Below are 23,585 nucleotides of genomic sequence, written 5' to 3'. Positions count from 1 at the left end.
CGCACATCCCGCAAGGGGATACCGTCCCCGGCATAGCCGGGGACATAAAGGAGGAGAAATTGCTTGGGAATATTGACGAACATCGTCGCCGCCGAAGAAGACGAGATTGCCGCCATCGGCGAATCGTTGCGGCCGGTGGATGAATGGAGCGGCATCGAGCGGCGGGGCATTGATACCGCCAAGATCGCCACGCTGCATTGCCTGCTGACCGGCGACGAATTCGAAGAGGCCATCGGCGCCTACGAGCCCGTCTATGTGGCGGATGAGGGCGCCGTGGTACTGCGCATCGCCGACGAGGTCATGGAGCGCCTGGCCACCCTCGACGAGGACGCACTGGATCTCGTTGCCGGGGAGCTGGCGGCCACCGAAGAATACGAACTGGAGCAGTGGGATGCGGAGGACGTGCAGGCGCTGGTGATGGATCTGGCCGACCTGGCGCGGCTGGCCGATTCGCAGGGCCAGTCGCTGTTCGTCTGGATGCATCCGCTGCTGACCTGAACGGAGCCGCTGCAAGCCGGATGTCAGCGCACAAGACCTGGTTCGTCTACCTGATCGAATGTACCGACGGCTGCCTCTATACCGGGATCACCGTCAACCTGGAGTCGCGCTTCAAGGCTCACGTCGAAGGCCGCGGTGCGCGCTACATGCGGCTGCATCCGCCCTTGCGCATGCTGGCCGCGGAAGCTCATCCGGACCGCGCGGCGGCCTCGAAGGCCGAGTACCGCATCAAGCAGCTGAGCTCTGCTGAAAAGCGCGCTTATGCGGCGCGGATGACAGCCGGCCCCCTTCCTCCCAGCACACTTAAATCCGTTTTGCCATGATCGTTTTTTCCCACGCCAACAGTTACAGCGCCACCACCTATCGCCAACTCTTCGAAGGCTGGCGGGCCGCCGGGCAGGAGGTGGTTGCCGTCGAGCATTTCGGCCACGACGAGCGCTTTCCCGTTGACCGCAGCTGGCGCGGCATGACGCAGCAACTCGTCGCGCTGATCGACAGCCAGGCCGAACCTCGCCTCTGGCTGGTCGGGCATTCGATGGGTGGCTACCTGAGCCTGCTGGCGGCGGGTCAGCGCCCCGGGCGTGTGCGCGGCATCGTGCTGCTCGATTCGCCCATCGTTTACGGCTGGAAAGCCGGGCTGGTCAGCATGGCCAAGGCGGCCGGCCAGATGCGCCGGCTGTCGCCCGCGGGAGTTGCGATCAGGCGTCGCGACCGCTGGCCGAATCTTGTCGAGGCGCATCGCCATTTCGCGGCGAAGCCGATGTTCGCGCGCTGGCACCCGGCGGTCCTCAACGACTACATCCACTTCGGCACCGAGCAGGATCCGGCGGACCACGCCGGCACCGGCCGCCGCCTGAAGTTCCGTCCCGAGATCGAAGCGGAAATCTACTCGACCGTGCCCCATCGCCTGGTGGCCTATCTGCGGCTGCATCCTCCGGGCGGGCCGGTGGCCTTTGTCGCCGGCACGCGTTCGCGCGAGGTGCGCCAGGTCGGGCTGGCCGCCACCCATCGCCTCACGCAAGGACGCATCAGCTGGATGGAAGGCTCGCACCTGTTTCCCTTCGAGCGGCCGGAGGACACCGTGCGCGAAGTGCTCGACTGGATCGCGCGGCTGGAGAGTGAATCGTAGAAGTCGGCGCTGGCGGCACGGCGGAAGGCCACCCAACCCTCATGATCCGGGCATTCGCAAGTATGATCCAGATCAACAAGGGGCATGCACGCAGGTTTAATGTGCTGGTCAGGGCGATAACTCAACCGACCAGCCTTCATCGGAGCGAATAACGTGCACATCGGATTGCGGGAAAAAGCGCTGGCCTATCTTCTGGCGGGCGGGTTGGTGATTGGCGGTTTGCTTCTGGCTGTCATCTCCGGCATTCAAGACCGGATCAAGACTGATCTGACGCATCGTGCCGCGGAGCGTTATGTGCTGTTCCACAAGGAACGCACGCTCGGTGCGATTCAGGGCGATCTGGCGCTGGCCAACAAGATGGCCGATTCCGATGCGCTGCGCGCATGGGTGCGCAATCCCCAGGACAAGGCGGCGGCGCCAGCGGCGATGCGAGAACTGTCCAGTTTCATTGGCATGTTTTCGCGGCACATTGCCTTTCTTTCGTCGGCGTCGGAAATGAGCTTCTACTACGTCGACCAGAAAGCCATCGCAGCGCTCGACAAGACGCCCCTCAAGATCACGGAGACACTCTCGAAGGACGATCCGGACGACAGCTGGTTCTTTGGCACCCTGTCGCAACCGGGCGCTTATGTCTTCAACGTCGACTACAACGACACACTGAAGATGACCGGCCTGTGGATCAACGTCGTCATGAAGGATGGTGGCAAGCCGATAGGCGTCGTCGGCACCGGCATCGACATTTCACAGTTCATCGCGTCCTTTCTCAAGGCGCACGATCCCGGCGTGACCGCCATGTTCGTCAATGACGAAGGGATCATCCAGGGTCATACCGATGCCACCCTGATCGCCCATAACGCCGTCGCGAAAGATGCGCTGCAGGCACGTTCGCTGGTCTGGAGTCATCTCGCCGACGAGGGCGGGCAGGCTCGACTACGCGCCGCCATGGCCGCCGTGAAATCGGGCGACAAGGCCAGTGAGGTCATGACGCTCGACCTCGATGGGAAAAAGCAGGTGGTTTCCATTGCCTACATTCCGCCGCTCAAGTGGTACAACCTCGCCGCCTTTGATGCGTCGGCATCGGTTGGTACCGGAGATTCGCTCCCGATCGTCCTGCTGCTTTTCGCTTCCCTCGCGGCAGTCGGCGTGCTGGTGTTGGTCGGTGGTACTCGGCTCGTCATTTTGCCCTTGCGGCGCATTGCTGAAGTGACGCAGGCAGTCGCCAGGGGCGATTACCGCATACGTCTGCCGGTCGACCGCCAGGACGAAATCGGTGAGGTTGCCCTCGCTTTCAATCGCATGACCGAAACCCTGGTTGATACACAACGTCTTGCCAAGAGCAATTCATCGGCGATTTCGACGGCATTGCAGCGCGCCGAGAGCTTTGCCGATCTCGCGCAGGTCTTCCTCGGCGAACTGGCCCCCTTGCTCGAAATCGGCCAGGGCAGCCTTTACCGGGTCAGTGCCGATGGTGGCCGGCTCCGTCTCTGCGGCGGCTATGCGCGCAGTGCGGGCCTGCCCGAGGAAATCGTTTTTGGCGAAGGCCTGGTCGGCCAATGCGCCCTGGAAGAAGAGCCCATTTTCCTTGAGCATCCGGCGGAGGGATATCTCAAGGTCACATCGGTCCTCGGCGCCGGCAGCCCTGGGGTGATCGTGCTGCTGCCCGTCATCAACAACAAGATTTTGCTCGGGGTACTCGAACTCGCGCTGATCAGTGAATACAGCAAGGACAAACGCGAGTTGCTGACCAGTTTGTTGCCGGCGCTGGCAATGTGCATGGACATCCTCGGCCGCAATGAGCGTACGCAGCAACTGCTGAAAGCGACGCAGGAACAGGCACGGGAACTGACCGCCCAGCAGGAACGCATCCACTCGCTGGCGGCCGAGCAGGGCGCCATTTTTGACAACGCGCCGATGGGCATCATGTATGCGGCGGATGGCAAGGTTCAGCGCGCCAACCCGGTCATGGCCGAATTGCTCAGGCGCCCCATGGATGCGTTCGTCGGCGGCGAGGCGACGATCCTGTTTCCCTCGCTCGATAATTATCGGGAGTTTGGTGCGCTGGTCGGGCCGAAGCTGGCCTCAGGCGAGGGCGTCCATCAGGAATGGGAGGTGGCGCGCGGCGACGGCACCACCTTCTGGGCCATGGTCTCGGCGCGCGGCGTCCAGATCCCCGGAGCGAGCCGGGCCGCCATCTGGATCATCGAGGATATTTCCGAGCGCAAGCGGCTGGAGCAGGAGACGCGGCAGAACGAGGATCGCCTGCGCCAGATACTGGAGAATAGCCCCGCCGGCGTTTCGATCAACAATGAGGGCGGCCACTCGATTTTTGCAAATCGGCGTCTTGTCGAACTGCTCGCCATCGCGCCGGAAGACCTCGGCAAGCGCAGCACCAAGGATTCCTGGTTGCGACCGGCGGACCGTGAGGCCTTCCTTGCGCAAATCCATCGCGATGGCATGGTGACCGACTACCGGGCGGATTTCGTGAGGACGGACGGGACGCCGCTGACCGTGCTGCTTTCGTCGACCTTCATGGATTTTGCCGAAGGCCGCTGCCTGGTGACCTGGATTTACGATATCACCGAGCGGCAAAAGGCGGAGGACGCGGTGCGCATCGCCAGCGCGGAACAGACGGCTGTGCTGGAGGCTGCCACCCTGGGCATTGCCTTCATTCGCGATCGCATCATCGTGCGCGGCAACCGCCGGCTGGAGCTGTTGTTCGGCTATGAAACGGGCGAATTGATCGGGCAATCGACGCGCGTCTGGTATGCCAGCGACGCAGACTATTCCGCGGGCGGTGGCACCGTGTATGAGCAGTTGTCGCGTGGCGAGACTCATCAGCGCGAGCAGGAACTGGTGCGCAAGGACGGCTCGCGTTTCTGGTGCCGCCTCAGCGGCAGCGCGGTTGACGCCAGCGATCTGGGGCGCGGCACGGTATGGATGCTGGAGGACGTGACCGAAGCCCGTGCCGCGGCGGAAGCCCTGGCGCGCGCCAAGGAACTCGCCGAGGACGCCGCCAAAACCAAGAGCGACTTCCTGGCCAACATGAGCCACGAAATCCGCACGCCGATGAACGCCATCATCGGCATGGCGCACCTGGCGCTGAAGACCGAGATGACCCCGCGCCAGCGCGACTATGTCAAGAAGATACAGGGCAGCGGCCAGCACTTGCTCGGCATCATCAACGACATCCTGGATTTTTCGAAAATCGAGGCGGGCAAGCTGAACGTGGAACATACCGATTTCGAACTCGACAAGCTGCTCGACAACGTCGCCAACCTGGTGTCGGAAAAGACCACGGCGAAAGGGCTGGAACTGGTGTTCGACGTCGAACCGGAGGTGCCGAGAAACCTCGTCGGCGATTCACTGCGCATGGGGCAGGTGCTGATCAATTACGCCAACAATGCCGTGAAGTTTACGGAAAAGGGCGAGATCGACATCATTTTCCGTGTCAAGGAGCGCAGCGCGACGGACGTGCTGCTGTATTGCGCGGTCAAGGACACCGGCATCGGCCTGACGCCGGACCAACAGGGACGCCTGTTCCAGAGCTTTTCCCAGGCGGATGCGTCGACCACGCGCAAGTACGGTGGTACCGGGCTCGGTCTGTCGATCTCGAAGAAGCTCGCCGAACTGATGGGCGGTACCGTCGGCGTCGATAGCGTGCCTGGCGAAGGCAGCACCTTCTGGTTTACGGCCCGGCTGGGCATTGGCGCGGCCAAGGCGCGAAACCTGCTGCCGGAGCCCGATCTGAGAGGGCGGCGCGTTCTGGTCGTCGACGACAACGACAACGCACGGCTGGTACTCAACGACCTGCTTGCGGGCATGACCTTCAAAGTCACCGATGTCGCCTCCGGGCAGGCGGCGGTGGAACAGGTGCGGGAGCTCGGCGAAACGCCGGAGGCGGTCGAAATCGTCTTTCTCGACTGGCAGATGCCGGGCATGGACGGCATTGAGACCGCGCGCCGGATCAAGTCGCTTGGCCTGAGGAACGAGCCGCACCTGGTGATGGTGACGGCCCATGGTCGCGAAGAGGTGTTGAAGCAGGCCCAGGAAGTCGGCATCGAGGACGTGCTGATCAAGCCGGTGAATGCGTCGCTGCTGTTCGATACGGCGATGCGCGTGCTCGGCGCCAAAGAGGTTGGCGAGCGTTCCGCCGGCGATGCGCCGTCGCTGCTGCTTGAAGAAATGGCGGCGATCAAGGGCGCCCGCATCCTCCTTGTGGAGGACAACGACCTCAACCAGATGGTGGCCGGCGAGATACTCGCCGACGCCGGCTTCATCGTCGAGATTGCGGATAACGGCCAGATCGCGGTGGACAAGGTGATACGGAACGAAGGTGCGCCGTGGGACGTGGTCCTGATGGACATGCAGATGCCAGTGATGGATGGCGTCACCGCGACGCTGGAAATTCGCAAGCATGCGGAATTCCAGGAATTGCCCATTGTCGCCATGACGGCGAATGCCATGCAGCAGGACAAGGACAAATGTCTGGAGGCCGGCATGGTCGATTTCGTCACCAAGCCCATCCAGCCGGACGAACTGTGGGCGGCCCTGCGGCGCTGGATCAAGCCCAGGCAACCGGTACAGCCGGCCGCCGCCGTCTCGCCAGCGCCGACTTTCAGCGGCAGAAGGAAAATCAAGGCGGATGCCAAACCGAAGGCGGCCGTCGCCGTCGATCGTGAAAAGCTCGGGGAGGTGTGCACCCGGCTGGTCGCGCTACTGGCGGATGACGATTCCGCCGCCGGCGACCTGTTCGACGACCACGCCAACCTGCTCGATGCGGCCTTTCCCGACCAGTATCGGGGTATCGACCATGACATCAAGAGCTTCGATTTCGAAGCGGCTCTGGAAAAACTTGCCGCAGCCATGCAGGCAGCCGGCATGGAGGTGGCGCCATGAATCCGCTGGCCAAATTCGTGGTCGAACGGGCAACGCTTGCCTGGGCACTGGCGATCGCCTTGTCCCTGCTGTTCGGGGTCATCGCCAGCGATAAGATTCGCGACCTGCGCGAGCAGGAACGCATGAGCCTGCTGCAGACCGATGCCGAGCGTCGCAGCCTCGAACTGATGTCGATTACGCTCAACGGCAACCTGATGGGCGCCATCGCCGTGCTCGGCCTGATCGACGATGCCGTCAAGCAGGAAGCCCTGGGCAAGCTGCCGGCCAACAACCCGAAGGTGTTTCCCGTGCTGGAGAGCATCGGCCGCTCCTACGATGCGGACGGCGTTTTCGTCGTTGCCGAAAGCGGCATCATCGCCTCCTCCTGGGACAACGCCGGAAAGCCATCCACCAAGCTCAACGTCAAGTTCCGGCCCTACTACCAGATGGCCATGCAGGGCATGGATAACGTCTATGCCGCAGTCAGCCTCGCCCGCGGCGACCGTTCGCTCTATTTCAGCGCCCCCATCTACAGCGAGACCACCAGCGGCACCGAGGCCATCGGCGCGGTGGTGGCGCGCAACTCGGCGATGAAGCTCGATCACCTGCTGCGCGACCGAAACGACGTCGCCCTGCTGCTTTCGCCGCAAGGGGTGGTGTATGCCAGCAACCGTGCGGAATGGATCGGTCATCTTGCCGGCAAGCCCACGCCGGAGCGGCTGAAGGCGATACGCGACCTCAAGCAGTTCGGCAACATGTTCGAGAACAAGGAACCCGCACTGCTGCCACTTGAAGTGACACCCGGTCGTCATCCTTTCGACGGCAGGCGCTTCGCCGTGGCGACGGCCAAGGTCCAGTGGAACGATCCCTTCGGCGAGTGGACCCTGGTACTGGCCGAGGACCTCGGTCGCAGCGTGCCGCTGGCACAACGGTTCTGGATCGGTGCCGGCATTGCCTTGGCCCTGTTATTGATAGGCATGCTGGTCCTTGGCATGCTGAGGGGTCAGTACCGCCAGACGATCGTCAGTCGGCAACTTGAATTGAATGCCCGGAAGCAGGAAGAAAATGCGCGGCGCGAAAGCGGTATCGCCGCTGCCACGGTTCACTTGCAGCGGGCCTCGACCCTGGCCGATCTGTCGCGGGCGTTTCTCGAAGAAGCCCACGCCATGTTCGGTGCCTTGCAGGGCGCGGTGTATGTCTGTGACGAAAGCCATCCCGAGCAGTTGAATCTGGCGGGCAGCTATGCCTGTGGCGAGCCCCTGCCGGCGACGATCGTCAGGGGGGAGGGGCTGCTAGGCCAGTGCGCGGTGGAGCGTCGCAGCCAATTGCTGCCTACCGCGCAGGATGGTTTTGCGACGATACGCTCCGGCTTGGGCGAGGCTCGCCCGGCGGCCGTGTGGCTGGCCCCCGTGCTGATGAATGAAAACTTGCTGTCAGTGGTCGAGCTTGCGTTGCTGCACGTGCCGAATGAGGCCGAATGCAAGGCGTTCGACGATCTGGTGGGGCTGCTGGCGATGAACATCGAGATCGTCGGTCGCAGTGTTCATACCGAGAAACTGCTCTCGGCCACGCGGGCCGCGGAACAGGCCAATGCGCGGCAACTCGCTTTCCAGAACGCCTTGCTGGAGACCATCCCCTATCCGGTGTTCTACAAGGGTATCGATACGCGTTTCCTCGGCGTCAATCGGGCCTACGAAAAATGCTTCGGCATCGATCGCGCCGACCTGATCGGCAAAAACGTGCTCGATCTCGACTACCTACCGCTGGCCGACCGCGTGGCCTACCAGACCGAGGATGAAGCCACCATTGCCGGCATCGGCAAGGTGGAACGCGAAATGAAGATGCCCTTCGTCGACGGCCGGATCCACGACACGCTCTATTTCGTTTCCGGCTTTGCCGATGCCGAAGGCAGGCCCGCCGGCCTGATCGGCACCTTCATCGATATCAGCGATATGAAGCAGGCCCAGGACGAACTCGTGCGCCTGTCGGATGCGGAGCGCTTCAACCACCTGGCCAAGGGCCGCGAAGCGCGCGTTCTCGACCTCAAGCGGGAAATCAACGACCTGTGCGTTCGCTTTGGTGAAGCGCCGCGCTATGCCTCGGCGGACATGGCGGACAGCCGGGTGGCCGAACATGAGGCGGCCGACATAATTGACGAAAGCGGCACCCGGCTGGTGCGCCTGAACTGGCACCCCAGTTACGAATCCGGCAATGCCGAGATCGACCGCGACCACCGCGCCCTGTTCGCGGTTGCCAATGACCTGCTCAATGCCATCGTCGCGGGCAAGTCCAGCGTTGAAATGGATCGCATCATCGGCATCCTGGTGCAGGAAGTCACCGCGCATTTCGCTCGCGAGGAAGGCATTCAGGCCACGCTGGGCTATGCCCATGCCGAGGAACATGCGCGCATCCATCGCGAACTGGTGGACAAGGCCGTCGGCTTGATCGGTGAATTCAAGGCCGGCCGGGTCGGCGTTGGCCCCTTTTTCCAGTTTCTCGCCTATGACGTGGTGGCACGCCACATGCTGGTCGAGGATCGCAAGTTCTTTCCGCTGTTCGATCATGGCGACGCGCGAAAAGCGCGCGCCCAGCCCGCCATGCAGGACAACAAGACCGTGCCGAAACTGGCTGAGCTGGTCGATCTGGAAGAACTGCAAAAACTTTTTTCCGCCTTCTGCGAGTCGGTCGGCATCGCGGCCGCCATCATCGATCTGGACGCCAAGGTGCTGGCGTCGTCGCGCTGGCAGCGCGCCTGTACCGATTTCCATCGGGTGAATCCGGATTCCTGCGCACGCTGCATCGAGAGCGACACGGAGCTTGCGCTGAAATTGCAGGACGGGACGGACTACACCATGTATCGGTGCAAGAACGGCATGACCGACTGTGCTTCGCCGATCATTATCGAAGGCCATCACCTGGCCAATGTCTTCATCGGCCAGTTCCATCTCGGGCCGCCCGACCTGGAGTTCTTCCGCCAGCAGGCGCGACAGTTCGGCTACGACGAAGCGGAGTATCTCAAGGCCGTGCAGGAAGCCCCGGTGGCGGACGAAAAACGCTTGCCGGTGATCCTCGGTTTCCTTTCCGGTTTTGCGCGCATGATTTCCAGCATGTCGCTCGCCCGCCTGCGTGCCGATGCCGCCCATGCTTCGCTGCGCCAGCAGGCGGAAACCCTGCAACAGGAGCGCATCGCCGCGATGAGCCTGGCCGAGGATGCCGAGCAGGCACGCATCGCGCTGGAAGCCATCGCCAAGGAGCAGACGCCATGAAACGCCTCATGCACGCCATTGAGCGACGTACGCTCAAGACCAAGCTGATGATGGGTTTTGCGGGTCTTGCACTGATCGTGATCGGTATCGGCATCGACGCCCTGATCGGCCAGCGCCGGCTCGCCAGCGAGATCGAACAACTCTACCAGCGGGAACTCCTGACACTTTCGGCGATCAAGGATGCGCGCTTCAGTTATGCCCAGATGGGCCGCATAGTGCGCATGGTCATCCTGGCCAGCGACACGGCCGAGCGCGAAAGCGCGCTCAAGCAGCTGGCCGAAGTCGAGACCGCGATGAAGCAGGAGATCGAGGATGCCGGCAAGCGCATCACGCGCGAGGAAAGCCGGCGCTGGCTGGCCAGGTTCGAGGAGAACTATGGCAGCTACCGGCGCAATATCGAGCGTGCGCTCGGCATGGTGCAGCAAAGCCGGATGGACGAGGCGCGGGCTTATGTCGGTAGTCTCGACTTTCAGAAACCCGGGATCACCGCCAACGATGACCTTGCCGAGATTGCCAGAGTTCAGGAAGCAGGCGCGAAGGAGGCCGTGACCCGTGGCCGAGAGGCCGCCGATCATGAAGAGATCACCACCTGGTTGTGGCTTGGAGGCGGCCTGGGTCTCGCCCTGGTTTTCGGACTGCTGATCCAGCGCTCGATCAACCGGCCTCTTGACCGGATGCGCCATGCCGTCGAGCAACTGGCGGCGGGCGAGCTCGACCTGACCGTGCCCCATACCGACTACCCCAACGAGGTGGGAGGACTCGCCCGAGCAATAAAGGTATTGCAGGCCGAAGCGCGGCAAATGGAAACCCAGCGCTGGATCAAGGAACACATCGCCGCGATCTCCAGCGACTTGCAGCAGGCCGAACGCTTCATCGATCTTTCGCGAAAATTTCTCTCCGGCATTGCGCCCTTGATCCGGCTGGGACACGGCGTGTTCTACATCCACGAGGAAGAGCAGAAGCGCTTGCGCCTGCTGGGCAGCTACGCCTATCGCGAGCGCAAGAACCTCGACCAGTACTACGCGCTCGGGCAGAGCCTGGTCGGCCAGTGCGCCCTGGAAATGGCGCCGATCCTCATCACCGATCCGCCCGAAGACTATGTGCGCATCGGTTCCAGTCTCGGTGACGGCGTGCCGCGCGCGATCGCCGTACTGCCGGTGATCCGCAACCAGCGGCTGCTGGCGGTGATCGAACTGGCGACTTTCGAGCGTTTCGACGACAAGTCGCAGGCCCTGCTCGACGGCCTGATGCCGATCCTGGCCATGAGCATCGAAATCCTCGAACGCAGCAACAAGACGCAGCAGTTGCTGGTCGAGACGCAGCGCCAGGCCGAAAACATGGAGAAGCAGGCGGCGCGTCTCGAAGAGCAGGCCGTCGAGATGGAGGCGCAGCAGGTCGAGATCAAGGCCGCCGAAGAGAAGAGCCGCCTGATCCTCGGCTCGGTCAAGGACGGCATCGTCGGCCTCGACAACAACGGCGTATTGACCTTCGCCAATCCGGCGGCCTACACCATGCTGGGTTATGCCGAGGAGGAGTTCATCGGTCAGGGCATGCACGGGCTGATTCATCACCGCTATCCGGATGGCCGAGACTTCCCGCGCGAGGAATGCGCGATGTATCTCACCGCGCAGGATGGCCAGCCGCGCTCCAGGGACGCCGAAGTCCTGTGGCGGAGGGATGGCATGGCGATCCCGGTCGAATACTCGACGACGCCGGTATTCAAGGGGGGCCAACTGGTCGGCACGGTGATTGTTTATCGTGATATCACTGAGCGGAAAGCTGCACAGGATGCGCTCAGGCATATCAACTTCCTCAACGATCAGGCGCTCGGGCTTACCAAGGCGGGTTACTGGCATGTGCCGCTCGATGGCTCGGGTTGGTACAACTCGTCGAAGCGGGCCGTGGACATCTTCGGTGACATCCCTAACGAAAACTACCGCTATCGCGTGGCGGAAGACTGGTTCGTCAACGTCGAGGCCGGCGACGCCGAATACGCCAAGGCGACCGGTCAGAATTTCCAGGACGCCATCGACGGCAAGATACCCGCCTACGATTCGATCTACGCCTACAAGCGACCGATCGACGGCCACACTGTCTGGATTCATGCCTTCGGCACCGTCGCCAGGGATGCGAATGGCAGGCCCACCGACATGTATGGCGTCACGCAGGACATCACCGAGTACATGCTGGCCCAGCAGGAACTGGCCAAGGCCAAGGCGGTCGCGGAAGAAGCCACCAAGGCCAAGAGCGATTTCCTCGCCAACATGAGCCACGAAATCCGCACGCCGATGAACGCCATCATCGGCATGTCGCACCTGGCCTTGCAGACCAAGCTCGACAAGAAGCAGAAGAACTACATCGAGAAGGTGCATCGTGCCGGCGAGAACCTGCTGGGCATCATCAACGACATCCTCGACTTCTCCAAGATCGAAGCCGGCAAGATGAGCGTGGAGGCCATCGACTTCCGGCTCGAAGACGTGATGGACCATCTCGCCAACCTGGTCGGTCTCAAGGCCGAAGACAAGGGGCTGGAACTGCTGTTCAACATTGCGCCGAACATGCCAACTGCTCTGGTGGGCGACCCGCTGCGGCTGGGGCAGATTCTCATCAACCTCGGCAACAACGCCGTCAAGTTCACCGACAAGGGCGAGATCATCGTGGGTGGCGAAATGGTCAGTCAGTCGGAGGCGGATGTCGAACTGCATTTCTGGGTGCACGACTCCGGCATCGGCATGACCCCGGAGCAATGCGGCAAGATGTTCCAGAGCTTCAGCCAGGCCGATGCCTCGACCACCCGGAAATACGGCGGTACCGGGCTGGGGCTGGCCATCTCGAAGAACCTCGTCGAAATCATGCACGGCAGGATTTGGGTCGAGAGTGAAGCCGGCAAAGGATCCACCTTCCATTTTCACGTCCGCCTCGGCCTGCAGAAGGAGCCCATGGCGCGGCGCATGTTCAAGGCCGACGAACTGCTCGGGGTGCGCGTTCTGGTGGTGGACGACAACGCCTCGGCGCGCGAAATCCTCGCCGGCATGGCCAAGAACTTCGGCCTCGAAGTCGACGCCGCCTGGGACGGGCAGAACGCCCTGCGGATGATCGCCGAAGCCGAAAAGAGGCAACTTCCCTACGACCTGGTGCTGATGGACTGGAAGATGCCCGGCATGGACGGCATAGAGACCGTCGAGCGGCTTCAGCAAGGCCATATGAGCAAGACGCCGGCCGTCATCATGGTTACCGCCTACGGCCGCGAAGAGGCCCTGGGAAGTGCCGAGCAGCGCGGCATCGCCCTGAAGACCGTGCTGACGAAGCCCGTGACCCAATCCACCCTGCTCGAAGCGATCGGCGAAACGCTGGGCATGGGCCAGATGATCGAAACCCGTGCCGAGGAGAAGTCAGAAAACTACGCCGAGGCAATGGCCAAACTCAAGGGCGCCCGCGTCCTGCTTGCGGAAGACAACGAGATGAACCAGGAACTGGCCGTGGAACTCCTGGGTCAGGCCGGTATGGAGGTTGTTGTCGCCAACAACGGCCAGATCGTGCTCGACATTCTTGCCAGGGACACTCGCTTCGACGGCGTGTTGATGGACTGTCAGATGCCGGTGATGGACGGCTACACGGCAACGCGGGAAATTCGCAAGAATCCGGCGCTCAATGAACTGCCCGTCATCGCCATGACTGCCAACGCGATGGCCGGCGACCGCGAAAAGGTGATCGAAGCCGGCATGTGGGACCACATCGCCAAGCCGCTCAATGTCGGCGAGATGTTCGCCACCATCGCCAGGTGGGTCAAGCCTCGCACGGCGGTTCCCGCCGCCGTGTCGCCAGCGCCGACTGTCGAGGCAACCGCGGAGAGGCCCGCCGCGGCGAAGACGGCCGGCGGCCTGCCGCCCCTGCCCGGTATCGATATCAAGGCCGGCTTGGCGACGACCATGAACAAGGAAGAGCTCTTTATCCGCATGCTGGTGAAATTCCGCGACAGTCAGAGCCGGTTTGCCGAGTTGTTTGCCGCCGCCAAGGCAGATCCCGATCCGCAAGCCACCACCCGCGCGGCCCACACCCTCAAGGGCACCGCCGGCAACATTGGCGCCAAGGGCGTGCAGGCGGCCGCCGGTGAACTGGAGCGCGCTTGCAAGGACGGTCAACCCGAACAGGAGATCGATGCCCTGCTGCAAAACGCGCTCGACGCGCTGGCGGTCATCATGCCGGGGCTGGAAAGAGTCGGCGCTGGCAGCACGGCGGCAGTTGCACCCACCAAGGCACCTGCCATTCCCGACGCCGAGTTGAAAGCCGCGCTGGAGAAACTCAAGGGGCTGTTGGAGGAAAGTGATTCCGAAGCCGGCGATGTCCTGGGTGATTTGCTCGAAAGACTGGAAGGCACGGCGCTCGGAAGGCAACTCAAACCCGTCGCAACCGCCATCGACGACTTCGACTTCGATGCGGCGCTGGAAAAGCTGGCGGCCGTGAATGCCTGATGCAAGCAAACAATCTCCACATTGCTGGCGTCGGTGCCTCGGCGGGAGGGTTGGAAGCGATGCTGCCGATGTTTGCCGGCATGCGGCCAACGGGACGGATTGCCTATGTGGTGGCGCAACACATGGCAAAGAATGGTCACGACGAACTCGTGGTGCGCCTCATCGGTCGCGAGTCGGCTTTGCCGGTCGTGTTGGCCCGCGATGGTGACCAGCTTGTGGCAGACACGGTCTATGTGATTCCCTCCGGCAGGGACGGGCATGTGACGGGGGTGACGATGCGGCTCGATGCGCCGGACGCCGGGCACCTGTCGACGCCGTCCGTCAATGCGCTATTTACGTCGATTGCCATGACTCGTCGGGACAAGGCGATCGGCATCGTGCTCTCGGGCACCGGTTCGGATGGCGTGGCGGGCTGTCGTGCCATCAAGTCGCAGGGAGGGCTGACCCTGGCGCAAGAGCCGCTGGATGCCAAGTTTGATGGCATGCCCCGCGCGGCCATTGATGCAAGTACCGTCGATCACGTGCTGCCGGCCAAGGAAATCGGTGCGATGCTGGCAGGCCTGTTCCCGGGGAAGCCGGCGCCCGGCTGGTGCCCCCCGAACACCGGGCCGGCCATGTTGGCGAGGGCTCTGGCGGAACGATCGCCGGACTACGCCGATCCGGCCCTCGTCGATCCCGGATACCAGGAATTGCAGCGTTTGCTGCCGCAGATACACAAAGCCACGGGCATCGATTTTTCCAGCTACAAGGAGGACACCTTGCTGCGTCGGCTGGAGAAGCGCAAATCCACGCTCGGCATCACTTCGGCCGAGGCTTACCAGGATCTGATACGCCTCCGGCCGGAGGAGTTGAAGGCCTTGCAGCATATCTTCCTGGTGTCGGTGTCATCCTTCTTTCGCGACCGCGAGTCCTTCCAGGTGCTGAGGACGGCTTTGGCCAGCCTGGTTTCCGGAAAGCCTCGCGGAGATCCGGTGCGTGTCTGGGTACCCGGCTGTGCGTCGGGCGAGGAGCCCGTCACTCTGGCGATCCTGCTCAGGGAACTCAGCGCCCATCATCCCGTAGAGATCGTCGCCAGCGACCTCAACCCCGAGGCCCTGGCGCTGGCCCGCGAGGGGGTCTATCGCCAGACCGCGTTCAAGGAAATGGACAGCGCGCTGCGCGACCGCTACTTCAAGCCCAAGGGGCAGCACTATCTGGTCAACGAGGACATCAAGGCCGGCATCCGCTACGAGCAGCACGATGTGCTGGGCGGCGACCCACCGGCCAATCTCGATCTGGTGAGCTGTCGCAATCTGCTGATCTACATGAAGTCGCACCTGCAGGACAAGCTGATCAAGCAGTTTCATACCGCCCTGCGCTCGCAGGGCCTGCTGTTCATCGGTCAGTCGGAGTCGCTCAGTTTCGTCGGCAATTCACTGTTTGTACCCATCGATCATTACCACCGCCTGTTTCGGCGGCGTCACTGAATCATTCACGGAAAATTCACCATGAACGTTCTGCTCATTTCCATCGAGAAGCTGCGGCTGAATATCAAGTTGCTCCTCGGCTTCAGCTTCGGCCTGCTGATTGCGGCCGTGATCGGATTCAACAGCCTGGTCAACCAGTCGGAAACGACAGCCGAGGTAGAGCGACTCTACGATGCCGACCTGCTGGGCATCTCGCATCTCAAGGAAGCCAACATCAACCTGATCTACATGGGTCGGTCGCTGCGTCAGGCGATGATTGCCCAGGACGGTGCGGCGCGGGACAAGGCTCGTGCGCAGGTGGATACGGCACGCACCACGCTGCAGCGGGAACTTGCCGAAGCGAAGAAGCGCATTGTCCGCAAGGAAGCCCTGGACAAATACGAGGAGTTCCTGCGCAACTTCAACAAGTACAACGAAAATGTCGTCCATGCGCTGGCCTTGCTGGAACGTGAGAGGATCAGTTCTTCCGAGGCGGCCAAATTCATAAGCAGCACCGAATTTTCGGCGTTGGGATTGGCGGCGGACGAAACCATTGACGCCATTACCCGCATCAAGGAGCAAGGCTCGCGGCAAACCCTGGATGCTTTGCGCGAACGTGCCGCCCAGACGCGGCAGACTGCCATCCTCCTGTTGGTCATCGGCGTGATCCTGATGCTGGGTATCGGCATGCTGATCGGCCTGTCAATCCAGGGACCCAACGAGCGCTTGCGCCATTCGGTCGAAGAACTGGCGGCCGGGAAGGTCGATGCGCCTATTCCCCATACCGATTATCCGAACGAGATCGGCATCATGGCGCGCGCCATCGCGGTGCTGCAGGATATCTACCGCAAGGCCAACGCCCAGCACTGGGTCAAGTCCCACGCCTCGGAAATCAGCACCGAGTTGCAGCAAGCAGAGGATTTCCGCGCACTGACGCAAACAGCGGTATCGAAAATCGCGCCTGCGATCGGTGCTGGCCACGGAGCGTTTTATGTGCTGGAAAATGATGGCCGTTTCAACCTGCTGGCGAGCTATGGCTACCGGGAGCGCAAACATCTCAACAGCAGTTTCGCGGTCGGTGAAGGACTGGTCGGCCAGTGCGCGATGGAAAAGGTGCCGATCATGCTCACCGCACCGAAAGACTACATTCGCATCAACTCGGGGCTCGGCGAGGGGCCACCAGCCTGCATCATCGTGCAGCCGATCATTCACGGTAATCGCGTTCTGGGTGTGCTGGAGATGGCTTCGTTCCAGCAATTCAACGAACGTGAACAGAGTGTCCTCGACGCCCTGCAGCCGGTGCTGGCCGCCAGCATGGAGATTCTTGACCGCAACCTGAAGACCAGGGAATTGCTGGCGGCCACTCAGGAACAGGCGGAACGCATGGAGAAACAGGCCGCCCAACTGGAGGAACAACAGGTGGAAATGGAGGCGCAGCAGGCCGAATTGCTGGAGACCGAAAACTGGTTCCGCAGCATCATCGAATCCGCGCCGGACGGCATGCTGGTCGCCGATGCCGCCGGGCAGATACTCCTGACCAACCCGGAAGCCGAAAAAATATTCGGCTACGAACCCGGCGAACTGGTGGGCGGCCAGATCGAGCAACTGGTGCCGGATCGTGTTCGCGACCGGCATCCCGCCTTGCGCGCGCAGTTCATGAACGAGGAGCGCGCCCGCGCCATGGGGGCGGGACCCAAGCTGACCGGCCGGCGCAAGGATGGCAGCGAAGTGCCTGTCACAATCACGCTCAGCGGCTTGCCGCCGCGTGGTGCGCGCGGCAAGTGCGTCAGCGTTTCCGTGCGTAGAATCGCAAGCTAATCAGGAGCAAAGGAAGACATCATGGAACTCGACCTCGATTTCATTGAAAAGGCCACCGTACTGGTAGTGGACGACACGCCGGACAATCTGTCGCTGATGAGCAGCCTGCTCAAGGACGACTACAAGGTGAAGGTGGCCAACGGCGGTGAAAAGGCCCTCAAGATCGCCCAGTCCGACAATCCGCCCGATCTGATCCTGCTCGACATCATGATGCCGGGCATTGACGGCTATGAGGTCTGCCAGCGGCTCAAGAGCGACCCCGCCACGCGCGATATTCCGGTGATTTTCCTCACCGCCAAGTCTGAGGTCGAGGACGAAAAGAAGGGCCTGGAAATGGGCGCTGTCGATTACATCACGAAGCCGATCAGCCCGCCCATCGTCATGGCCCGGGTTGCCACGCAGTTGTCGCTCAAGGCGTCGGCCGATTTCCTGCGCGACAAGGCTGACTACCTTGAAATCGAGGTCGGCAAACGCACCCGCGAGGTAATGGCGATCCAGGATGTCACGATTCTCGCCATGGCATCGCTTGCGGAAACGCGCGACTCGGACACTGGCAACCACATCCGCCGCACCCAGTACTATGTAAAGGCGCTGGCCGAAAAGCTCAGGACGCATCCTCGTTTCACGAGCTTTCTCACCGACCAGAATATCGCCATGCTGTTCAAGTCGGCGCCGTTGCATGACATCGGCAAGGTCGGGATACCGGACCGCATCCTGTTGAAGCCGGGCAAGTTCGAACCCGAGGAATTCGAGATCATGAAAACCCACGCTGCGCTTGGGCGCGATGCCATCCAGTCGGCCGAAGATCAATTGGGCATGAAGGTCGACTTTCTTACCATGGCCAAGGAAATTGCCTATGGGCACCAGGAAAAATGGGATGGTGGCGGCTATCCGAAGGGAGTGGCGGGAGACGCGATTCCGATCCCGGCGCGACTGATGGCGGTGGCGGATGTCTATGACGCATTGATCAGCCGGCGGGTCTACAAGGAGGGCATGCCTCATGAAAAGGCCGTCCAGATCATTGCGGCGAGCAAAGGCAGCCACTTCGATCCGGACATGGTCGATGCCTTCATGGCGTTGCAGGATGAGTTCCAGGCTATCGCCAAGCGTTTTGCCGATTCCGACCAGGACATGGAAAAGAAAAAAGCCCAGCTGGATCGTCTAGCCGGCACGGAGGGCTAGGACATGAACTTTCCCTTCGTGAAGTCTTCCGGCGGCGACAGCATGGCCTTGGCGACACGCTTGAAACAGGGCACTTTCCTCGTCGTCGATGATTTTGATTCGATGCGCAAGGTGACCATCAACCAGTTGAAGCAGCTGGGTGCAACGCGGATCATCGAGGCGATGAACGGTGCCGAGGCACTGAAGATGCTGGCCCGCCATCCCGTGACCATGGTGCTGTCCGACTGGAACATGCCTGTGATGTCAGGGCTGGAACTGCTGCTTTCGATTCGCGCCAACGAGAAGCTGTTCGCCTTGCCCTTCCTGATGATCACCGCCGAAGCGGAGCGGGACCGCGTCATGATGGCCATCCAGTCCGGCGTGTCGGAACTGCTGGTCAAGCCTTACACCTCGGGCCGTTTCGGTGAACGGGTGGAAAAGACCCTGGACTGGAAACCGCGCCAGAATAAGCCGATCGATCCGGCGGCCGTTCTTGCCGGGACCGGCGCCAGGGTGAGCCTCAACGGGACGCCCCTGACGACGGAGACCGAGTCGGTGGCGAGGGATGCGCCGGCGGAACTCGCGGCGCAAGCCACCGCGCCGGCTCAGCGGGTCGCGCCGGGGGTGGAGAGGGTGCGGGAACGACCTACCATTTTGGTTGTCGATGACACACCGGACAACCTGCATCTGCTGTCCCAGCTTTTCAAGGACGAGTATCGCGTCAAGATTGCCCACAACGGCGAAAAGGCGTTGTCGATCTGCCAGTCGGATACGCCGCCCGACCTGATTCTGCTCGACATCATGATGCCCGGCATGGACGGCTTCGAAGTGGCGCAACGGCTGCGCGGACATCCGTCGTCGGAGCACATCCCGGTGATCTTCGTCACGGCGATGACGGGCGAAGACGCGCGCCTGAAGGGCATGGAACTCGGCGCCGTCGACTTCGTCACCAAGCCGATCGATCCCGTGGCGCTCACGGCCCGCGTGAAGAACTTCATGCGCTATGTCGAGCTGCATTCGCAGTTGCAGGCCGATTACGACGAGATGATGCAGACCGAGCGGCTCAAGGAGGATGTCGAGCGCATCACGCGGCACGACATGAAGGGTCCGCTCTCCGGCGTGATCGGCCTGGTGCAGAGCCTCGCCGATGCCGACAACCTGACCGAGGACCAGAAGGAAAGCATCCGCATGATCGAGGAGACCGCGCTGCAGGTCCTCGACATGATCAATCTCTCCAACGAGCTGTTCAAGATCGAGACCCAGCGCTTCGTGCTCAAGCCGCAGGTGGTGACGGTGGTGCAGATCATCCGTCGCATTGCCGAACTGCTGCGCCGGCCTTTTGCCGTGAAAAACCTCACCATCGCCGTGGCAACGCCGCATGGCGTAACCGACGAGGAACTGATGGCGATCGGCGACTCGATGCTGTGCTACTCGCTGTTCCAGAACCTGCTGAAGAATGCCTGCGAGGCGGCGCCGGAGAACTCGACGGTGACCATCACCATCCATCGTGGCGCGCCGATGAAGATCACACTGGAGAACCAGGGCGTGGTGCCGGCCGCGATCCGCGAAACCTTCTTCGAGAAGTTCGCCACGGCGGACAAGCAGGGCGGCACCGGGCTGGGCACCTATTCAGCGAAACTGCTGGTCGAGGCGCAAAACGGAAGCATCGCCATGGAAACCAGCGATGCCGACAATCGCACCTGCATCACCCTGACCCTGCCGGCGCAATGACGACGGCAAAATGAAAAGCCCGGCAACTGCCGGGCTTTTCATTGGCAGTGCTGCTGCGTCAGCCGCAGGTGCCCACCGCGCCGCAGGCCGAACAGAAGTCGCAGCCGTCCTTGCGGATCACCGTGTAGTTGCCGCATTCGCCGCACAGCGAGCCCTGCATCACCTTGACGCCGCCGCTCTTCTGCTCGGGGACTTCGAGGATGCCCATTTCCCGCGTCGGGTAGCCGTTCTCGTCGAGGATGTGCAGCATGGCGTAGCGATGCATGATCAGGCGGGCGATGTAGGCGACCGTCGAGGGCCAGTTCTGCTGCTTGTTGGAACCGGGCACGCGCGCCATGAAATCGCCCAGCGGCTCGGCGTAGTTGGTCAGCTTGCGCAGCTTCATGCCGATCCAGGCCGGATCGAGCACGCGCATGTCGAGCGAGAGCAGGCGCGTCAGGCCGTCCAGCGCGCGCGGGTAGTGGCCGGAGAGCCATACCGAGTAGGGCCGCGTGACGCCGTCGGGCAGGGTGATTTCCTTGAGGCCGAGGACGAACTCTTCGCCGGCGGCCGGATTCACCACATCGACGGTCCAGGACAGCGTGCCGTCGGTGCCGGTCTTGGGTTCGTCGCGGCTGAACATGCAGTCGATCACCGGCGTGGCTTCGGCGCCTTCCAGCGCACCGAGTTTTTCGCAGCGGTAGCGCACGACGTGCGCCAGCGCGGAAACCACGCCGGGAACCATCTTGCGCTCGCCGTTGGGCGGCAGCGGCAGTTCGAAGGCGTCGTCGTCCTGGGTCTTGGCCAGCGCGTCGAGCTTGAGCTTGAGCCAGGCCTTGTCGTTGGCGCGCATGTCCATCGACAGGGTCTTGGCCACGGCGCCGATGCCGCGCGGCTGTTCGGCGCCATTGACCCAGACTTCGAACGGGACTTCGCGTCCGAAATCGTTTTCGATCTGGCCGACGAAGAGCGCGAACTCGCCGTGCGGCGCTTCGATCATGTAGGTCCATGCCGCGTTGCCGTCGGTCATGCGCGGGCGGCCGGGCCAGCGCAGGCTGGCGAGCACCGGAGCGGGCAGGGCGCCGATCGACAGGCGACGGTTGGCGTGGTCGATGGTGACGTCCTGCGGCTGCTTCTGGGCGCTTTCCGCCGGCGTGCTGCTGCCGACCGAGAGCACGCTGCCCAGCACCGAGTTGGGCCGGTAGGTGGCCAGCCCCTTGAGGCCGGATTTCCAGGCCACCATGTAGAGGTCTTCGAATTCCGAGTAGGGGTAGTCGGCGGGCACGTTCACCGTCTTCGAGATCGAGGTATCGACATAGGGCGCCACGGCGGCGACCATCTGCTCATGCGCCTGGGCCGAGATTTCCAGCGCGGTGACGAAGTAGTCGGGCAGCTTGGAAACGTCGCCGCCCTGGTGCTTGTAGAGGCGCCAGGCATAGTCCTCGACCGCGTATTCCTTGTGCGTGCCGTCGGCCATGCGTTTTTTGCGCGTATAGACCCAGGAGAAGGGCGGCTCGATGCCGTTCGAGGCGTTGTCGGCGAAGGCCAGGCTGATCGTGCCGGTGGGCGCGATCGACAGCAGGTGCGAGTTGCGCAGGCCGTGCTTGCGGATGGCATCCTTGATTTCCTGCGGCAGGCGCGAGGCGAAATTGCCGCCGGAGAGGTACATGTCGGCGTTGAACAGCGGGAAGGCGCCGCGCTCCTTGGCCAGCTCGACCGAGTAGAGGTAGGAGCGGTCGCGCATGTACTCGGAAATCTTCTGCGCCATCTCGCGCGCGGCATCGGTGTCGTAGCGCAGCTTGAGCATGATCAGCGCATCGCCGAGGCCGGTGAAGCCCAGGCCCACGCGGCGCTTGTTCTGCGCTTCCTTGAGTTGCTGCTCGAGCGGCCAGTGCGTGGCGTCGAGCACGTTGTCGAGCATGCGCACCGAGGTGTCGATGACCCGGCCGAAGGCGGCGAAATCGAAGCTGGCCTTCTTGCTGAAGGCATCCTTGACGAACAGCGTCAGGTTGATCGAACCCAGGCAGCAGCAGCCGTAAGGTGGCAGCGGTTGTTCGGCGCAGGGGTTGGTGGCCTCGATGGTTTCGCAGTAGTAGAGGTTGTTGTCCTTGTTCATGCGGTCGAGGAACAGGATGCCCGGTTCGGCGTGATCGTAGGTGGAGCGCATGATCTGCTCCCACAGGTCGCGCGCGCGGACCTTGCGATAGACCCACTGGCCGTCGCCGCGCTGGTAGGCGCCGGCGGCCTTGATGTCGGCCGAGGGCGTGGCGCGATGCGTCAGTTCGATGTCGCCATCGGCCTCGACGGCCTGCATGAACGGATCGGTGACGCCGACCGAGATGTTGAAGTTGGTCAGGTCGCCGGCGTCCTTGGCGTGGATGAAATCCTCGATGTCCGGGTGGTCGCAGCGCAGCACGCCCATTTGCGCGCCGCGGCGGCTGCCGGCGGATTCGACCGTCTCGCAGGAGCGGTCGAACACGCGCATGTAGGAGACGGGGCCGGAGGCGCGCGACTGCGTGCCCTTGACGTGGGCGCCGATCGGACGGATGGAAGAGAAGTCATAGCCGACGCCGCCGCCGCGGCGCATGGTCTCGGCGGCCTGCAGCAAGGCGGTGTAGATGCCGGGGCGGCCGTCGACGATCTCGGAGATCGAGTCGCCCACCGGCTGCACGAAACAGTTGATCAGCGTGGCGCACAGGTCGGTGCCGGCGGCGGAGTTGATGCGGCCGGCGGGAACGAAGCCGTTTTCCTGCGCTTCAAGGAAGCGCCCCTCCCAGAAACTTCGTTTGTCTTCGGCTTCGTTCGAAGCCAGCGCGCGGGCCACGCGGCTGCGCACGTCGCGTACGTCGCGTTCCGTGCCCTTGGCATATTTCTCCAGCAGAACCTCGCCTGAAATCTCTTGCGGCAGGGGCAGGCCCATCTGCCCTGTGTGCTCGTAGCTTGTTGATTCCTCAGTATTATTTATTGTGTTATCCATGGTCTCTTCCGAAGGCGTGTCCGAGTTTAGGGTCCAGCGAGCGGGGAAGCATACCCCCGGCTCCGCGTCGTGAAAAGTAGAAAATTTTTACATCAATCAAAACAATGAGTTAATAAAAGCACTAGTGCAGGTGATGAGTACGCCCTACTAGATATAGTATGTTTTGTCGTGTGGAAAGAGGAAGAAAAACAGTGAGATGGCAGTCCTTTTTAGGACTTGGCCTGAGGGCGATCT

Annotated in this window: 11 protein-coding genes; 10 read left to right on the top strand and 1 reads right to left on the bottom strand. The window is 62.4% G+C overall.

Annotated features, from left to right (window positions below; genetic code table 11):
* Positions 1-63: 63 nt before the first annotated feature.
* The 10 genes from SUTH_RS10430 to SUTH_RS10380 all read left to right on the top strand — a co-directional run bounded on the left by SUTH_RS10430 (position 64) and on the right by SUTH_RS10380 (position 20,395).
* The gene (locus SUTH_RS10430; RefSeq protein ID WP_148312909.1) at positions 64-498 is read left to right on the top strand and encodes a hypothetical protein; all 435 of its coding nucleotides are present in this window, start codon (positions 64-66) and stop codon (positions 496-498) included.
* 20 nt (positions 499-518) lie between these two features.
* Positions 519-821: a GIY-YIG nuclease family protein gene (locus SUTH_RS10425; RefSeq protein WP_041099083.1), complete on the top strand. Its 303-nt coding sequence runs from the start codon at positions 519-521 to the stop codon at positions 819-821.
* Positions 818-1,627 carry an alpha/beta fold hydrolase gene (locus SUTH_RS10420; RefSeq protein WP_041099081.1) on the top strand — a complete coding sequence of 270 codons (810 nt, stop codon included), beginning with the start codon at positions 818-820 and terminating at the stop codon, positions 1,625-1,627. The genes SUTH_RS10425 and SUTH_RS10420 overlap by 4 nt, the downstream gene beginning before the upstream one ends.
* A 153-nt stretch (positions 1,628-1,780) precedes the next feature.
* On the top strand, positions 1,781-6,523 hold the full coding sequence (locus SUTH_RS18465; RefSeq protein ID WP_052473530.1) for a response regulator: 4,743 nt from the start codon (positions 1,781-1,783) through the stop codon (positions 6,521-6,523).
* On the top strand, positions 6,520-9,768 hold the full coding sequence (locus SUTH_RS18845; RefSeq protein ID WP_070099341.1) for a PocR ligand-binding domain-containing protein: 3,249 nt from the start codon (positions 6,520-6,522) through the stop codon (positions 9,766-9,768). Before SUTH_RS18465 ends, SUTH_RS18845 begins: the two co-directional genes overlap by 4 nt.
* The gene (locus SUTH_RS10400) at positions 9,765-14,240 is read left to right on the top strand and encodes a response regulator (protein ID WP_041099079.1); all 4,476 of its coding nucleotides are present in this window, start codon (positions 9,765-9,767) and stop codon (positions 14,238-14,240) included. The genes SUTH_RS18845 and SUTH_RS10400 overlap by 4 nt, the downstream gene beginning before the upstream one ends.
* Positions 14,240-15,706 carry a chemotaxis protein CheB gene (locus tag SUTH_RS10395; RefSeq protein WP_197539573.1) on the top strand — a complete coding sequence of 489 codons (1,467 nt, stop codon included), beginning with the start codon at positions 14,240-14,242 and terminating at the stop codon, positions 15,704-15,706. The genes SUTH_RS10400 and SUTH_RS10395 overlap by 1 nt, the downstream gene beginning before the upstream one ends.
* A gap of 21 nt (positions 15,707-15,727) precedes the next feature.
* Entirely contained in the window at positions 15,728-17,503 is a 1,776-nt protein-coding gene (locus SUTH_RS10390) for a PAS domain S-box protein (RefSeq protein ID WP_041099075.1), read from the top strand.
* Between the two features lie 21 nt (positions 17,504-17,524).
* Positions 17,525-18,685: a response regulator gene (locus tag SUTH_RS10385; RefSeq protein WP_041099073.1), complete on the top strand. Its 1,161-nt coding sequence runs from the start codon at positions 17,525-17,527 to the stop codon at positions 18,683-18,685.
* Positions 18,686-18,688: 3 nt separating this feature from the next.
* On the top strand, positions 18,689-20,395 hold the full coding sequence (locus SUTH_RS10380; RefSeq protein WP_084207345.1) for an ATP-binding response regulator: 1,707 nt from the start codon (positions 18,689-18,691) through the stop codon (positions 20,393-20,395).
* A gap of 58 nt (positions 20,396-20,453) precedes the next feature.
* Here SUTH_RS10380 and SUTH_RS10375 read toward each other — a convergent pair whose 3' ends face one another.
* Positions 20,454-23,294, bottom strand: coding sequence for an adenosylcobalamin-dependent ribonucleoside-diphosphate reductase (locus SUTH_RS10375; RefSeq protein WP_052473529.1), 2,841 nt, complete (start codon positions 23,292-23,294; stop codon positions 20,454-20,456).
* Positions 23,295-23,585: the final 291 nt, after the last annotated feature.

The sequence above is a fragment of the Sulfuritalea hydrogenivorans sk43H genome, from assembly GCF_000828635.1.
GTDB classification, from domain to species: Bacteria; Pseudomonadota; Gammaproteobacteria; order Burkholderiales; family Rhodocyclaceae; genus Sulfuritalea; species Sulfuritalea hydrogenivorans.
This window is presented reverse-complemented; position numbering and strand designations above follow the sequence as displayed.

Excerpts from the sequence above, each read along its gene's own strand:
- SUTH_RS10380 (WP_084207345.1), top strand. The coding sequence starts at position 18,689 with ATGAACTTTCCCTTCGTGAAGTCTTCCGGCGGCGACAGCATGGCCTTG.
- SUTH_RS10420 (WP_041099081.1), top strand. The coding sequence starts at position 818 with ATGATCGTTTTTTCCCACGCCAACAGTTACAGCGCCACCACCTATCGC.
- SUTH_RS10425 (WP_041099083.1), top strand. The coding sequence starts at position 519 with ATGTCAGCGCACAAGACCTGGTTCGTCTACCTGATCGAATGTACCGAC.
- SUTH_RS10385 (WP_041099073.1), top strand. The coding sequence starts at position 17,525 with ATGGAACTCGACCTCGATTTCATTGAAAAGGCCACCGTACTGGTAGTG.
- SUTH_RS10390 (WP_041099075.1), top strand. The coding sequence starts at position 15,728 with ATGAACGTTCTGCTCATTTCCATCGAGAAGCTGCGGCTGAATATCAAG.
- SUTH_RS10400 (WP_041099079.1), top strand. The coding sequence starts at position 9,765 with ATGAAACGCCTCATGCACGCCATTGAGCGACGTACGCTCAAGACCAAG.
- SUTH_RS10375 (WP_052473529.1), bottom strand. The coding sequence starts at position 23,294 with ATGGGCCTGCCCCTGCCGCAAGAGATTTCAGGCGAGGTTCTGCTGGAG.
- SUTH_RS10395 (WP_197539573.1), top strand. The coding sequence starts at position 14,240 with ATGCAAGCAAACAATCTCCACATTGCTGGCGTCGGTGCCTCGGCGGGA.
- SUTH_RS18845 (WP_070099341.1), top strand. The coding sequence starts at position 6,520 with ATGAATCCGCTGGCCAAATTCGTGGTCGAACGGGCAACGCTTGCCTGG.